This window comes from Actinomycetospora aurantiaca (assembly GCF_037401875.1).
Lineage (GTDB): Bacteria > Actinomycetota > Actinomycetes > Mycobacteriales > Pseudonocardiaceae > Actinomycetospora > Actinomycetospora aurantiaca.
Map to the genome: position 1 here is coordinate 45,781 of NZ_JBBEGN010000009.1, position 14,089 is coordinate 59,869.

The 14,089-nt window shown below is 74.9% G+C and carries 11 protein-coding genes; 10 read left to right on the top strand and 1 reads right to left on the bottom strand.

Translation table 11 applies throughout. The annotated features are described in order from the left end of the window. The first annotated feature begins 421 nt into the window (after window positions 1-421). From WCD74_RS18310 to WCD74_RS18355, 10 genes are all read left to right on the top strand, one after another. Entirely contained in the window at window positions 422-697 is a 276-nt protein-coding gene (locus WCD74_RS18310) for a hypothetical protein (protein WP_337696305.1), read from the top strand. Window positions 698-702: 5 nt separating this feature from the next. After that, the gene (locus tag WCD74_RS18315; protein ID WP_337696306.1) at window positions 703-1,407 is read left to right on the top strand and encodes a hypothetical protein; all 705 of its coding nucleotides are present in this window, start codon (window positions 703-705) and stop codon (window positions 1,405-1,407) included. Beyond that, window positions 1,388-4,456, top strand: coding sequence for an ATP-binding protein (locus WCD74_RS18320; RefSeq protein WP_337696307.1), 3,069 nt, complete (start codon window positions 1,388-1,390; stop codon window positions 4,454-4,456). Before WCD74_RS18315 ends, WCD74_RS18320 begins: the two co-directional genes overlap by 20 nt. After that, window positions 4,453-6,330, top strand: coding sequence for a hypothetical protein (locus WCD74_RS18325; protein ID WP_337696308.1), 1,878 nt, complete (start codon window positions 4,453-4,455; stop codon window positions 6,328-6,330). The genes WCD74_RS18320 and WCD74_RS18325 overlap by 4 nt, the downstream gene beginning before the upstream one ends. A 6-nt stretch (window positions 6,331-6,336) precedes the next feature. Continuing rightward, window positions 6,337-6,918, top strand: a complete 582-nt coding sequence (locus WCD74_RS18330) for a hypothetical protein (protein ID WP_337696309.1) — start codon at window positions 6,337-6,339, stop codon at window positions 6,916-6,918. Window positions 6,919-7,057: 139 nt separating this feature from the next. Further along, window positions 7,058-8,011 (top strand): C40 family peptidase, encoded by a 954-nt coding sequence (locus WCD74_RS18335; RefSeq protein WP_444876345.1) that lies wholly within the window; start codon window positions 7,058-7,060, stop codon window positions 8,009-8,011. Between the two features lie 167 nt (window positions 8,012-8,178). Continuing rightward, window positions 8,179-10,032 carry a molecular chaperone DnaK gene (dnaK, locus tag WCD74_RS18340; RefSeq protein ID WP_337696311.1) on the top strand — a complete coding sequence of 618 codons (1,854 nt, stop codon included), beginning with the start codon at window positions 8,179-8,181 and terminating at the stop codon, window positions 10,030-10,032. 82 nt (window positions 10,033-10,114) lie between these two features. Then, window positions 10,115-10,819 (top strand): nucleotide exchange factor GrpE, encoded by a 705-nt coding sequence (grpE, locus tag WCD74_RS18345; RefSeq protein WP_337696312.1) that lies wholly within the window; start codon window positions 10,115-10,117, stop codon window positions 10,817-10,819. Window positions 10,820-10,880: 61 nt separating this feature from the next. Then, entirely contained in the window at window positions 10,881-12,137 is a 1,257-nt protein-coding gene (locus WCD74_RS18350) for a DnaJ C-terminal domain-containing protein (RefSeq protein WP_337696313.1), read from the top strand. Further along, entirely contained in the window at window positions 12,134-12,646 is a 513-nt protein-coding gene (locus WCD74_RS18355) for a heat shock protein transcriptional repressor HspR (RefSeq protein WP_337696314.1), read from the top strand. The genes WCD74_RS18350 and WCD74_RS18355 overlap by 4 nt, the downstream gene beginning before the upstream one ends. Here the strand turns inward: WCD74_RS18355 and WCD74_RS18360 are convergent. Next, window positions 12,641-13,996 (bottom strand): FAD-binding oxidoreductase, encoded by a 1,356-nt coding sequence (locus WCD74_RS18360; protein ID WP_337696315.1) that lies wholly within the window; start codon window positions 13,994-13,996, stop codon window positions 12,641-12,643. The genes WCD74_RS18355 and WCD74_RS18360 overlap by 6 nt on opposite strands. Window positions 13,997-14,089: the final 93 nt, after the last annotated feature.

The window sequence follows — 14,089 nt, forward strand, 5'->3', positions numbered from 1 at the left end:
TCCCAGCGGACCTCTGCGCGGTGGGCAGCGGTCGTGAACCGTCAGGCGGGCCCGTCGCGCGGTGTGTGGTGGACGCGCCGTGGACCCGGATCACGGCGACTGTAACGGCTGGTTCCGGCTCCCGTCCGCGTGAGAGGGGTGACGTGCTACTCATCGGTAACCGCCAGCGGAGTCGTCACTCTCCGGAGGACCGGTGGCGACACGGAGGACCGACCTCCCCGTGCGCCTCCCCCCGTTGCCGGTACGGGCGCGCCACGATGGGCTAGGCCGTCCGGGGAAGGCACCGACCCCCACGGCGCAGTGTGCGCGCGGCGGCGCCCTGACCGGGGGTACCGACCCGCTCGCTCGACGTGTTTACTCAACCGGTCGAGAGACCGGCCGAGCGCCTGACGATCGCGACCTGTCCGGGAGGACCACCGCCATGAGCCTCACGACCCTGGCGCACGCCCTCGACACCCAGATCATGGCGCAGGGTCTGGGGACGAACGGGCTGCAGGGCTGGATTCGTGACAACATCGTGCCGCTCCTGCTGCTCGGCATCGCCGTGATCATGCTGTGGATCGGTGGTCGCGGGGACAACGCCGGGGTGGCGCGCCGTGGGGTCGGCCTGCTCGTGGGCCTGGTGGCCCTGGGGATCGCGGTCTCCGGCAACGGCCCGGCGGTCGGGCAGTTCCTGGCGCAGCTGATCACGGGGTGACGCGGGTGCAGATCCGCACCGACGACGACGTGTACCGCGTCGACGCCGTCTGGCTCGGTCCGCCGCGGGCGACCTTCCCGTGGCGGGCGCGCTACTCCAGCTACGGCGTCGGCCTGATCGTCATGATCGTCGTGATGTTCGTGCAGCGGCGGCTCGGCATCCCGATCGGGTTCTTCTCGGTGGCCTGGGCGCTGCTGATCACGGTCGTGGTGGTGCGGTTCGTCAGCAAGCGGATCAACGAGGACCGTCCGCTGCTCGAGTGGCTGACGCTGTTCTGGCACGAGGTGCGCGGGCCGCGCCGCCGGACCCGCGGGGCGGGGAGCACGGTCGGCACCGGCCACGTGGCGATCGAGCCCGTGCGGCCGCGAGCGGCCCTGCCGCCCGGGCGCAGCGACCCGCACGCCGCGATGGCCGTGCGGACGGACGAGCCGACGGCCCGACAGCCCCGGCGCCCGCGCCGCCGCCCGCGGCGTTCCTGGACCACCCGGGCCGGCGTCCCCGGCGCCCGGCGCGGCGTGCCCGCGGGGGCGGCCCGCACCCCGGCGAGCGACACCGACCCCGACGGCGTCCTGCGCGTCCGTGCCCGCCGCGCCGACCGTCCGCCGCGCGGCACCGCCGCGTCCTCCGGGGCGGCCCGCCGTTACGGTCCGGGCGCAGGCGGCGAGATGGGGCGGAGCGAGGAGGGCGACGGTGCGCCGGGGAGGTCCTGACGGCGGGTGGGGGCGTCGCTCGCCCTGGCCCGAGCCCCGCGACTCCCCCGACCCGACCGTTCCCGACGACGGGTGGGGCACGTTCCCGGGCGGGTTCGCGGCCGCCCCGGCCGAGGTGGTCCCGGTCGACCGTCCGGCGGCGTCGGACGACCCGTCCGCCGACCCCGACCCTCCGACGCCCGGGTCCGCCGCCACGGAGCCCACGGAACCGGTCGGACGCACCGAGCCCGCCGACCCGTCGTCGGGGACGACCGGGGTGCGCCGCCCGCGCCGGACGCGCCGCGGACGGGCCCTCGCGGGGGCCGCGGCGACTCCCGGGTACCGCTCCGCGATCGCGCTGCGCTCCATCGACGGCAACATCGCACGGACCGGGTCGACGGTCACCGCGTGGTACCGGCTGGCGGCGCAGCCGTGGAGCTTCCGCTCCGATCCGCAGCGCGAGGCCCTGATCCGCCGGATCGCGAACCAGCTCGGCGAGCTCCAGGGCCGCTGGGTGCACCTGCGCGTCACGAGCCGCCCCTTCCCGGTGGCGCGGTGGGCGGAGGCGTTCGACCACAACTCGCCCGGGCGGCTGCCGGACGTGCCCGGCGGGCTGTCGTGGGAGGACTTCGTCACCGGCGAGCAGGAACACCTCATGGGCCTGTCGATGGCCGACAAGGAGGTGTTCCTCGGGGTCGAGGTGTCCGGCCGCTCCGTGGTCGACCGGTGGCTGGAGTCGGCCGCGCCGGTGCTGCACCGGGTCCTGCCGAGTGCCGCGTCCGCGGAGCTGACCGCGCTCGAGACCGAGATCGCGCACGTGGACGCGCTGGTCGGCGGTCCCGGGCTGGACGGCGTGCCGTGCTCGCCCGAGGACATGGCGTGGTTGATGCACCGCTCGTGCGCGCTCGGGCTGCCCGCCCCGCAGCACGTCCACGCCGCCACCGGGGCCATGTGGGAGAGCGAGGACCTGGCCGCGTTCACCGACGGCGTCGCGATGCACCAGGAGCCCTACGCGCCGACCGTCCAGGTCGAGGGGCGGCAGGGACTGCACCCGGTGTCCCGGCACGTCGCCGTGCTCTCGGTCGGGCTGATGGACTCGCTGCGCATCCCCGAGGCCGACGACCCGTGGATGCAGCGCTCGGACCGGCTGCCCTTCCCGGTGGAGTGGTCGGCCCGGATCTACGTCCGGCGCCCGGAGGAGGTCTCGGGTGAGCTGCAGCGCCAGATGGGCAAGGTGCGCAGCCAGATCCGGCACTACACGCACGACCACGACCTCGACCCGCCGATGTCCCTGGAGCGCCAGGCCGACCGCGTGCTGCAGATCGAGGACGAGCTCTCCGGCGGGCTGACGCAGCTGAACACCCGCGTCTACGGCTGGTGGCGGGTCGCCGTGGCCGGTCGCGACGAGTCCGAGGCCCTGACGCGCGCCCAGCAGCTGCTCGACCTCTACCGCCCGCGGGTCGCCCTCGAGCACCCGGAGGCGCAGTACGCCTACGCCCGCGAGTTCATCCCGGGCGAGCCGCTGGCCTCGACCGCCTACCGCCGCCGCGGGTCGGTGACGTGGGTGGCGGCCGGCGTGCCGGCGGCCTCGGCGAGCGTCGGTGACCGGCGCGGGGTACTGCTGGGCGAGACCTGCACCGCCACCCGCCGTCCGGTCGCCTGGGACCCGTGGATGGCGCAGGAGGTCCGTCGGGCCTCGGGCCTGACGGCGGTCGTCGGCGGGCTGGGGTCGGGGAAGTCGTTCCTGACGGGGCTGATGGTCTACAAGACCCTGCGCGCCGGGGCCCGGTGGACGGTGCTCGACCCGTCCGGGCCGCTGGCCGCGCTGACCCGGCTGCCCGAGCTCGCCCCGTTCTCCCGGCACATCCACCTGCTCGGCGCCGACCCGGGCATCCTCAACCCGTACCGCGTGGTCGCCGAGCCGCGGCGCGAGCACTTCCTCGACGAGGACGACCCGGAGAAGGCGTGGCGCCGGGAACGCTCGCTGGCCGCCGCGACCCGCCGCCGCCTCGTGCTCGACGTGCTCACCGGCCTGCTGCCCTACGACGTCGCGCGCCTGCCGCACACCCGGATCGTGCTGCTGCGCGCGGTCCGCGAGGTCGGCGGCGGGCAGCACCGCGACCCGGGCCAGGTCATCGCCACCCTGCGCCGCCACGCCCGGGAGGGCGAGGAGCACGCCGACGTCGTCGCGGACTTCCTCGAGGAGCGCCGCGAGCTCCCGCAGGCCGCGCTGCTCTTCCCCGAGCGCACGCACGACCCGGAGGACCCGCGGGGCCCGGACGAGGGCCCGATCGGGGACCCGGGCGTGCTCGACGAGGACTACCGGCTCACGGTCCTGACGATGCAGGGGATGTCGCTGCCGCGCCCCGGCAGCCCGCGCGAGGAGTGGACCGACGGCGAGTCGCTCGCCGTGGAGCTGCTCAACCTCGCGTCCTGGCTCACCCAGCGCACCGTCTACACCGCCGACCGCGACCTGCGGAAGGGCGTCGCGCTCGACGAGACGCACTTCCTGTCCCAGATCCCCACCGGCAAGGTGCTGATCGACCGGCTCGCGCGCGACTCCCGCAAGTTCAACGTCCGCGCGCTGTTCGCCTCGCAGCTCGCCGGCGACCTGCTGCGGGTGCCCGGCTTCGCGTCCCTGGTCGACGCGGTGTTCGTCGGGCGCACCGACGACGCCGAGGCCCAGGCCGAGGCGCTGCGGCTGCTGCGGGTGCCCACCGAGGTCGGCTACGAGGAGATGCTCGGCACCCTGTCGCCGCGCCCCACCGGCGGCGCCTCCGGACGCGGCGACGGCGACGACCGCCCGGACGACACCCCGCGCCAGTTCGTCTTCTCCGACGGCCACGGCGGCGTCGAGAAGATCCGGGTCGACCTCGAGGGCGGGCACCTCGGCCACCTGCGGACGGCCCTGGACACCAACCCGAACGCGCAGCGCGCCCACCTGCCACCGGCCCCGGCCGGGCCGCCGCCGCGCACCCCCGCGGCCCGGGCACCGGCGGACGACCGGTCCCCGGCCCCGGCGGAGGACGGCGTGCCCGTCCACACCCCGGAACGGGGTGGCGACGGGTGATCCTGGTCATCGGCATCGTGGCGGCGGCGCTGGTGATCGGGTGGCGGCGGGGCCGCTCCCGCGGCGACGACGGCCCCTTCCTGACGTCGGGTGTGCTTGCGACGCCGCTCGCGCGCCGGCCCCGGCTGCGCGCCCTGCTCGTCGTCGGCTCGCTGGTCGCCGGGCTCGTCGCGATCGGCGGGACCGCCACGGCCCAGGCGTTCGACTGCAAGGCCCCGCCGGACCCGGACCGCCCCGGGACCGGGCTCGTCGGCTCCCTGGACCCGGCGCCGATCGGGGTCGGCGTGCCCGGCAGCGTCTACGACGAGGTCGGCTACGCGGGCCAGGTGTGGTGGACCTACGACCTGGGCTGCGGACCTGGCGGGGCGCGCGACCCGGCGGCGGCCACGGACACGTGGCTGGGCAACCAGGTGTTCAACGTCGCGAAGCTCGTCGTCGGCGGCGTGAACTGGGCGCACTACCTGATCGCCCGCGGCTCCAGCCTGCTCACCCCGCTCGACCAGGTCATCCAGACCGGGACGCGGGCGATGTACGAGGCCGTCTTCACGACGTGGGTGGGGATCGCGCTGGCGGCCCTGGCGGCGATCCTGCTGCTGCTCGCGATGCGCGGGGAGCTCTCCCAGCAGGCACGTCGCGGCTTCGTCGCGGTGCTCGCCCTCGGGCTCGCCGCCGCGGCCTACGCGGCGCCGATCCAGTGGTCGCGGGCGCTGGACGGGGTGCTGCTCGACGGCGTGACCGCGATGCAGCAGGGGTTCCTGAGCCAGGTCGGGGTCGGCGACCAGAACACGCTGCCGACGGTGCTCTCCGACCAGATCGTCTACTCGACCTGGTTGCGGGGCGAGTTCGGGTCGGCCGACGTGCCGCAGGCCCGCGACCTCGGGCGGCCGCTGCTGGACGCGCAGACGTTCTCCAAGGTGGAGGTCGCCACCGGGCAGGACGGCCAGGCGCAGGCGGACGCCAAGAAGCAGCAGTTCACCGACGTCGCCAACCGCGTCGGCGACCGCTACTCCTACTTCCAGGGCCGCTCCGGGTCCCGCGTCGGCGCCGGGGTGCTGGCGCTGGTCCAGGCGGCCTGCATCGGGCTGTTCCAGCTGATGAGCAAGGTCCTGATCCTCGTCTCGATGCTGATGATCCGGCTGCTGGTGATGGTGGCGCCCGCCCTCGCGGTGGTCGCGCTGCTGCGCCCGGAGGTGCTGCCCGCGATGCTGCGGGTCGGCGGGGCGGCCCTGGTCAACACGCTGCTCGTGGGCGCGCTCGCGGGACTGCACTCGCTGCTGGTGATCTCGCTCTTCCGGCCCGGCTCCGGGGTGGACACGTGGCTGGCCCTGCTGGTCACCGGGGTCGTCACCGTGATCCTCTGGGCGGTGTCACGCCCGTTCCGCCGCCTGACCTCGATGGTGTCGCTGACCCGCGAACAGGTCGGCGGGATGCTGCCCGCGAGCGGCTCCGGCGCGCTGGGCCGCTTCCTGGGGCGCGGCGGGTCGGGCGGCCGCGAGGACTCGTGGTGGGGAGAACGAGCCGAGCGGGTCACCGGGGGCGCTCGGATACGCCCCGAGGAGACCGACCCCGTCACCGACCGGGCCACCCGGTCGCGGACGGTGCACGTCGACTCCGAGGTGGTGCGCCCGGACCCCTCGACGACGGCGGCGCCGCGCCGCGAGATCGACGCGCCGCGACCCGCCCTGCCCTCCGGCGCCCCCCGGGTGGTGGAGGTCGACGGGGCGCCCGCGCAGCGCATCTACCGGCCGTCCGCGCGGCGCGGGACCGAGGCGGCCCGCGGACCCGTCGTCGAGGGCCGGGTGCTCGAGAGCCGCACCACGCCCGACCCCACCCCGCCGCTGCGCTCGCCCGACCCCCGCGGCGACCGGGGGTAGCGCGCCGTGCCCATCCGTACCCGACGCGGCCGCTCGGGCGCCTACCGCGCGCTGTGGGAGTGGCCGCTGCACAGCCCGGTGCGCCTGGCGCTCGTCGCCGCCGTCCTCGCGCTCGTCGTCGTCGGCATCACCGCGGTGTCCGGCTGGCTCGCGCCGCGGTCGTCGACGACGGGGGGCGCGCTCGGCCCGGTCCCGGAGGCCCCGACGGTGACGGTCGGGCCCTCGGCGCCGCAGGCCCCGCCGGAGCTCACCCCGACGACGTTGCCGCTCGCCGCGGCCCCGCAGGCCGCCCTCGGCGTCGCGCAGCGCTGGACCGCCGCGTGGGTGGACCACCCGGCGGGCACCAGCGGCCGGGACTGGAGCGAGCGCCTGCGGCCCTACACCACCGACGAGTACCTCCCGACCCTCGCCGACGTCGACCCCGCCAACGTCCCGGCGACCCGGGTGACGGGACCGCCGCGGGCCGTGGAGGTGCGCCCGGACTCGGTGCGCGTGGAGGTCCCGACGGACACGCTCACCCTCCAGCTGCTCCTGGTGCAGGTCGGCCCGGGGGACTGGCGGGTGTCCGGCTACGACCGGGCGGGGTGAGATGACGACGCTCCTGCGCCCACCCGACCAGGGTGGTCCACCGCGCCCACCGAGGCTCCCGAGGCTCCCGGTCCGCCTGCGCTTCCTGCGCCTGCTGATCCCGGTCGGCGTGCTCGCGCTCGGCCTCGTCGTCGTGCTGATGATGGGCCTGCTGGTCGTCGGGCAGTTCACCGGCGGCGGCGACCCCGAGGCGGCCGGGACGTGCGACGCCGGCGCGGGCCGCGCGGCGGTCGGCGTGCCCCGCACCGGGGCGGACCTGAACCAGACCCAGCGCGACACGGCGGGCACGATCATCGGGGTCGCCAAGGGGATGGACGCCCCGCCGCGGGCGTGGGTGGTCGCGCTCGCCACCGCGATGCAGGAGTCGCGGATGGGCCTCGCCGGTATCGACGTCGCCGTCGACCACGACTCCCTGGGGGTCTTCCAGCAGCGCCCGAGCCAGGGCTGGGGCAGCCCGGACGAGGTCCGCGACCCGGTCTACGCGACCCGCACCTTCCTCACCCGGCTGCTCGCCGTCCCCGGCTGGGCCGACCTGCCCGTCACCCGGGCCGCGCAGATCGTGCAGCGCTCGGCGTTCCCGAACGCCTACGCGAAGTGGGAGCCGCTCGCCGCGTCGCTCGTGGGCGACCTGTCCGGCGTCCAGGGCGCGATCCGGCCGTGCGCGGAGGGCCCGGTCGCGGGCGTCGCCACCGCCCTGCCGCCCGGGGTGGCCCGGACCGCGATCGAGTTCGCCACCCGCGAGACCGGCAAGCCCTACGTGTGGGGGGCGACGGGGCCGAACAGCTACGACTGCTCGGGGCTGATGCTGCGCGCCTTCCAGTCCGCCGGGATCGTGCTGCCGCGGGTGTCCCGCGACCAGTACGGCGCGGGCGCGCACCTCCCGGTGGACCAGGCGCAGCCCGGTGACCTGCTGTTCTGGGCCTACGACACCTCCGACCCGGACTCGATCCACCACGTGGCCCTCTACCTCGGCGACGGGAAGATGATGGAGGCCCAGCAGACCGGGGTCCCGCTCGGCGTGCGGTCGGTGTCGTGGTCGGAGAAGGGCCTGGTGCGCCTGGCGACCCGCCCGGGCACCGCCCCACGTTCGTGAGTTGAGCCGACCGGGAACAAGTCCGTGGACCCACTCGTTGGGACGGTCGAGAGCAAGTTGAGCGACTCACACTCACCCTCCTGCTCGCCCCCGACGGGCAGTGTCGGTAGAGTTGAGCGCGACGGGCTCACGGACACTCCACGTACTCCCGGAAGGAGTCATCACCCATGGCGCGAGCGGTCGGCATCGACCTCGGCACCACCAACTCCGTGGTCGCGGTCCTCGAGGGCGGCGAGCCCACGGTCATCGCCAACTCCGAGGGCAGCCGGACCACCCCGTCGGTGGTCGCCTTCGCCCGCAACGGCGACGTCCTCGTCGGACAGTCGGCCAAGAACCAGGCCGTCACGAACGTCGACCGCACGATCCGGTCGGTCAAGCGGCACATGGGCACCGACTGGACCACCGAGATCGACGGCAAGAAGTACACCGCGCAGGAGATCAGCGCCCGCACGCTGATGAAGCTCAAGCGCGACGCCGAGTCCTACCTCGGCGAGGAGGTCACCGACGCGGTGATCACCGTCCCCGCCTACTTCGAGGACGCGCAGCGCCAGGCCACCAAGGAGGCCGGCCAGATCGCGGGTCTGAACGTGCTGCGGATCGTGAACGAGCCGACCGCGGCCGCCCTCGCCTACGGGCTGGAGAAGGGCTCGGACGAGCAGACGATCCTCGTCTTCGACCTCGGTGGCGGCACGTTCGACGTGTCGCTGCTCGACATCGGCGACGGCGTCGTCGAGGTGCGCGCCACCAACGGTGACAACAACCTCGGTGGCGACGACTGGGACGAGAAGATCATCAGCTGGCTCGTCGACCGGTTCAAGAGCTCGCAGGGCATCGACCTGTCCAAGGACAAGATGGCCATGCAGCGGCTCCGCGAGGCCGCCGAGAAGGCGAAGATCGAGCTGTCCAGCTCGTCCTCGACCAGCATCAACCTGCCCTACATCACCGTCGACGCCGAGAAGAACCCGCTGTTCCTCGACGAGACGCTGTCGCGCTCGGAGTTCCAGCGGATCACCTCCGACCTGCTCGAGCGCTGCCGCAAGCCGTTCAACCAGGTCGTGAAGGACGCCGGCATCTCGGTCGGGCAGATCAGCCACGTGGTCATGGTCGGCGGGTCGACCCGCATGCCCGCCGTCACCGAGCTGGTCAAGGAGCTCACCGGCGGCAAGGACCCCAACAAGGGCGTCAACCCGGACGAGGTCGTCGCCGTCGGCGCCACGCTGCAGGCCGGCGTGCTGCGCGGTGACGTCAAGGACGTCTTGCTGCTCGACGTCACGCCGCTGTCCCTCGGCATCGAGACCAAGGGCGGCGTCATGACCAAGCTGATCGAGAAGAACACCACGATCCCCACCAAGAAGTCCGAGGTCTTCACGACGGCGGAGAACAACCAGCCGTCCGTCCAGATCCAGGTCTTCCAGGGCGAGCGCGAGATCGCGGCGTACAACAAGAAGCTCGGCATGTTCGAGCTGACCGGGCTGCCCCCGGCCCCGCAGGGCGTGCCGCAGATCGAGGTCACCTTCGACATCGACGCCAACGGCATCGTCAACGTCTCCGCGGTCGACAAGGGCACCGGCAAGTCGCAGGCGATGACCATCACCGGCGGGTCGGCCCTGTCCAAGGAGGAGATCGACCGCATGGTCTCCGACGCGGAGGCCCACGCCGACGAGGACCGGCAGCGCCGCGAGGCCGCCGAGACCCGCAACCAGGCGGAGTCGCTGGTCCACCAGACCGAGAAGGTCCTGGAGGAGAACGGCGACAAGGTCCCGGCCGAGACCAAGGACAAGGTCCAGGGCTCGCTCGACGACCTGAAGAAGGCTCTCCAGGGCGACGACACCGAGGCGATCAAGTCCGCGGTGGAGAAGCTCGCGACCGACTCGCAGGAGCTCGGCCAGGCCATCTACGCCCAGCAGGGCGAGGGCGGCGCCGCGGGTGCCGCCGGTGGCGCGGCGGGTGCCGGTGCCGCCGACGGCTCGGCCGACGACGACGTCGTCGACGCCGAGATCGTCGACGACGACAAGAAGTAGGTCCCAGACCGACGGGTGCCGTGGCCCGGCCGCAGCACGGCCGGGCCACGGCCACGTGACGACGCTCCGGGAGGAGATCATCGTGCAGGACCCGACGGACGTCCGCGAGGACGTGTCGGTGGAGGACCACAAGGAGGAGTTCGGGGTGGGCTCCGACGGCCCCGGCGGCGACCCCGTCGTGACCGTCGAGGGCACCGTCGAGGGCACGGGCGAGGACGACCGCGTCGACGTGCCGGACGCGGCGGTGGGCGGCACGCCCACCTCGGCCGAGCCCGGCACCGACGAGTCCCCGGGCGCCGCCGACCCCGAGCTGACGCGGCTGCGCACCGATCTCGACGAGCGCACCGAGGACCTCAAGCGGCTCTCCGCGGAGTACGCGAACTACCGCCGGCGCGTCGACCGCGACCGCGAGGCCACGGTCAGCGGCGCCAAGGCGCAGATCGCCGGCGAGCTGCTCACCGTGCTCGACGACGTCGAGCGCGCGCGCCAGCACGGCGACCTCACCGGTGCGTTCAAGGTGGTGGCCGACCGGCTGACCGAGACCCTGAACCGCGCCGGGCTGGGCGGCTTCGGCGAGGTCGGGGACGCGTTCGACCCCGCGGTGCACGAGGCCGTCGCCCACGGCACGTCCGCCGAGGTCGACGGACCGACCGTCACCACCGTCATGCGTCGCGGCTACCGCTTCGGTGAGAAGGTCCTGCGGCCGGCGATGGTCGAGGTGACCGACCACGACCCGGACGCGGTGGCCGCCGGGGCGGGCGGAACCGGCGGTTCCGAGACCGCCTGACGATGCAGGAGAGTAGGGACGTCCCGGCCGACGCCGGGTTCACGGGAGGAGGGATGTGCCGATGAGCAATCGCGACTGGCTCGAGAAGGACTTCTACCGTGAGCTCGGCGTCGCGAAGGACGCCTCCGCCGACGAGATCAAGAAGGCCTACCGGAAGATCGCGCGGGAGAACCACCCCGACGCGAAGCCGGGTGACGCCAAGGCCGAAGCCCGCTTCAAGGCGGCCGGCGAGGCCTACGGGGTGCTCTCCGACCCCGCCAAGCGCTCGGAGTACGACGAGGCTCGCACCCTGTTCTCCGGCGGCGGCCGGTTCGGCGGGTTCGGCGGCGGCGGAGGCCGCTCCGCCGGCGGCCAGACCGGCTTCGAGGACCTGTTCGCCGGGGGCCGCGGCGGCGGGGGCGGCGCCGGCGGGCTCGGCGACCTCCTCGGCGGGATCTTCGGGGGCATGGGCGGGGCGGGTGGCACCGCCACCGACCCCACCGGGGCGAGCGGTCCGCTGGGCGGCTTCGGCGGCGTCCCGCGGCAGCGACGCGGGGCCGACGTCGAGACCGAGGTCCGGATCGACTTCTCCGAGGCCGTCAACGGCGCCACCCTGCCGCTGCGGCTGACCTCGCCGATGACCTGCGGCACCTGCGACGGGTCCGGCGCCAAGCCCGGCACGACGCCGCGCACCTGCGTGCGCTGCGGCGGGGCCGGCCTGGTCTCCCGCAGCCAGGGGGCGTTCGCGTTCAGTGAGCCCTGCCCGGACTGCCGCGGCACCGGGCACCTCGTCGACGACCCGTGCCCGGAGTGCGGCGGCGACGGCGTGAGCTCCCGGCCCCGCACGCTGACCATCCGCATCCCCGCGGGGGTCGAGGACGGCCAGCGCATCCGGCTGACCGGCAAGGGCCAGCCCGGGCCCGCCGGCGGACCGGCCGGCGACCTGTTCGTGATCGTCCACGTGGGCGCCGACGCCGTCTTCGGGCGGTCGGCGAAGAACCCGGACGACGTCACGCTCGCGCTGCCGGTGACGTTCCCGGAACTGGTGCGGGGCGCGACCGTCACGGTGCCGACCCTCGAGGGCCGGATCTCGCTGAAGGTCCCGCCCGGCAGCTCCGCGGGCCGCACCCTGCGCGTCCGCGGGCGCGGGGTGAAGCGCAAGGACCGCGGCGCCGGCGACCTGCTGGTCACCCTGGAACTCGCCGTCCCCGCACGGTTGTCGTCGGAGGCGAGCGACGCGCTCGACGCCTACGCCCGCGCCACTGCCGACCACGACCCGCGCGCCCACCTCACCGAGCGGGCCGACCGGTCGCCCACGGACAAGGAAGCGGCGTCATGACCGCGGGGGACGCGGGCTCGGAGCACGCCCGTCGTGCCCCGCGCGCCGACTCGGCGATCCCCGGCCTGCCGCCGTGGGCCGACGAGGACACCCCCGTCTTCGTCATCTCCATCGCGGCCGAGTTCTCCGGCATGCACGCGCAGACGCTGCGCTCCTACGACCGCATCGGGCTCGTCAGCCCCGGTCGGGCCAGCGGCGGCGGGCGACGCTACTCGGTCCGCGACATCGCGCTGCTCCGCGAGGTCCAGCGGCTCTCCCAGGAGGAGGGCGTCAACCTCGCCGGGATCAAGCGGATCATCGAGCTGGAGCGCGAGGTCGACCAGCTCACGGACCGGCTCGCGGAGCTGACCGACGAGCTCGCACGCAGCCAGGCCCGCCTCCAGGCACTCACCGAGCAGGCCGGGCGCCCCGGGGACCTGCTCCCGGCCCGGCGGACGCAGTCGGTGGTGGTGTGGCAGCCGGCGCGCCGTCGGCGCGCGGCGCCCGACGACCCCGACCGGGAGTCATGAGCCGTCGTCGTCGGTGAAGGGGTCGTAGTGGATGCGGTCCAGCGGTGTGCCGTCGGCGAGCAGCGCGGCGACGCTCGCCCGGATCATCGCGGGCGACCCGGCCACGACGACGTCGTGCTCGAGCCAGGGGCCCGAGCGGCTCATCGCGTCGACGACCGAGCCCGGCGCCAGCGCGGTGTCGAACGGGTCGGACTCGCAGGCGCCCACGATCGCGAGCCACGGCTCGCCGCCGGCGAGGTCCGCGAACCGGTCCAGCGTGTGCAGGTCCTCCGGGGTCCGTCCCCCCACCATCACGGTGGTGGGCCGGACGTCGACGCCCGCTGCGGCGTGCCCGACGAGGTCCTCGCAGATCGCCAGGGCGACGGAGGCGCCGGTGCCGCCGACCACGACGAGCAGTTCGCGCTCGGCACCGGGGTCGACCACCGGTCCGCCCTCGGCCGGTCCGATGCGCCAGCGCTCGCCGCTGCGGCTGTGCGCCACGACCGACCGGCTGACCCAGCCGCCCTCGACCGCCCGCACGTGGAACTCGAGGCGGCCGTCCGCGCGCGGCGCACCCGCCGGCGTGAGGCGTCGCCACAGGCACGGCCGCTGCGGGACCTCCACCGACACGGACTGCCCGGCCCGGTGGGCGACCGGGGAGTCCGGTTCCACCTCGACGACCGCGAGGTCCCAGCTCAGGCGCCGGTGCGACACGACCGTGGCGCCGACGACGCCGGGCAGCTCCGCGGCCGCGGCGCGGGCCGGGCCGGCGGCGAGGGAGAACGCCCGCACCCACGCGTCGTCCGCGCCGGGTGCCCACAGGTCGCCGGCGAACTCGCGCACCGCGCCCACGAGCGCGACGCCGAGCGGCTCGTCGGCGGTGTCGTCGAGCTCGAGGGCCCGCAGTTCGCGGGCCAGGGCGGCGACCGCGGCGTCGAGCTCACCGGGCCGGTCGACGGCCGCCATGGCGGCGACCGTGCTGCGCAGCAGGCGTCGGGCGGCCGGGTCGGCCTGCGCCGGGAAGTGGGTGCGCAGGCCCGGCGCGAGGCTGAACAGCAGGGCGCCGAACCAGTGCGCGACCTCGGCCTCGGACGCCGCGAGCCGCGACCACACGGCGCGCACGGCCTCGGCGGCCCGCACGACGACGAGGTCGGCCGCCGGCACGGCCGACAGGGGCGTCGTGGGGGGCGGCACCGTGACCGGGGCGGCCAAGACGGTGGTGGGCGGTGCCGTCGGGGCGGCGGGGATCACGGTGGTGGCCGTGGAGTCTCTGGCGGGCGCCGTGGGTCGGTTCGTGGTGGGCACCAGCCGGAGCAGGCGCCCGGGCCGCGCGCCGCTCGGGCCGATCGGCTCGGCCGGTTCCGCCGACATGCCGACTCCTTCCGTGCCCCCGGCCAGGTCCCGTCCCTCGCCCGGGTCCGGAGCATCATGACAGAGCGTGCCGAGAGGCGGCGAACTGGCGCC

What these genes read in the sequence shown, in the direction of transcription:
- WCD74_RS18310 (WP_337696305.1), top strand. Translation starts at nt 422, where the DNA reads ATGAGCCTCACGACCCTGGCGCACGCCCTCGACACCCAGATCATGGCG.
- WCD74_RS18335 (WP_444876345.1), top strand. Translation starts at nt 7,058, where the DNA reads ATGATGGGCCTGCTGGTCGTCGGGCAGTTCACCGGCGGCGGCGACCCC.
- dnaK (WP_337696311.1), top strand. Translation starts at nt 8,179, where the DNA reads ATGGCGCGAGCGGTCGGCATCGACCTCGGCACCACCAACTCCGTGGTC.
- WCD74_RS18350 (WP_337696313.1), top strand. Translation starts at nt 10,881, where the DNA reads ATGAGCAATCGCGACTGGCTCGAGAAGGACTTCTACCGTGAGCTCGGC.
- WCD74_RS18355 (WP_337696314.1), top strand. Translation starts at nt 12,134, where the DNA reads ATGACCGCGGGGGACGCGGGCTCGGAGCACGCCCGTCGTGCCCCGCGC.
- WCD74_RS18360 (WP_337696315.1), bottom strand. Translation starts at nt 13,996, where the DNA reads ATGTCGGCGGAACCGGCCGAGCCGATCGGCCCGAGCGGCGCGCGGCCC.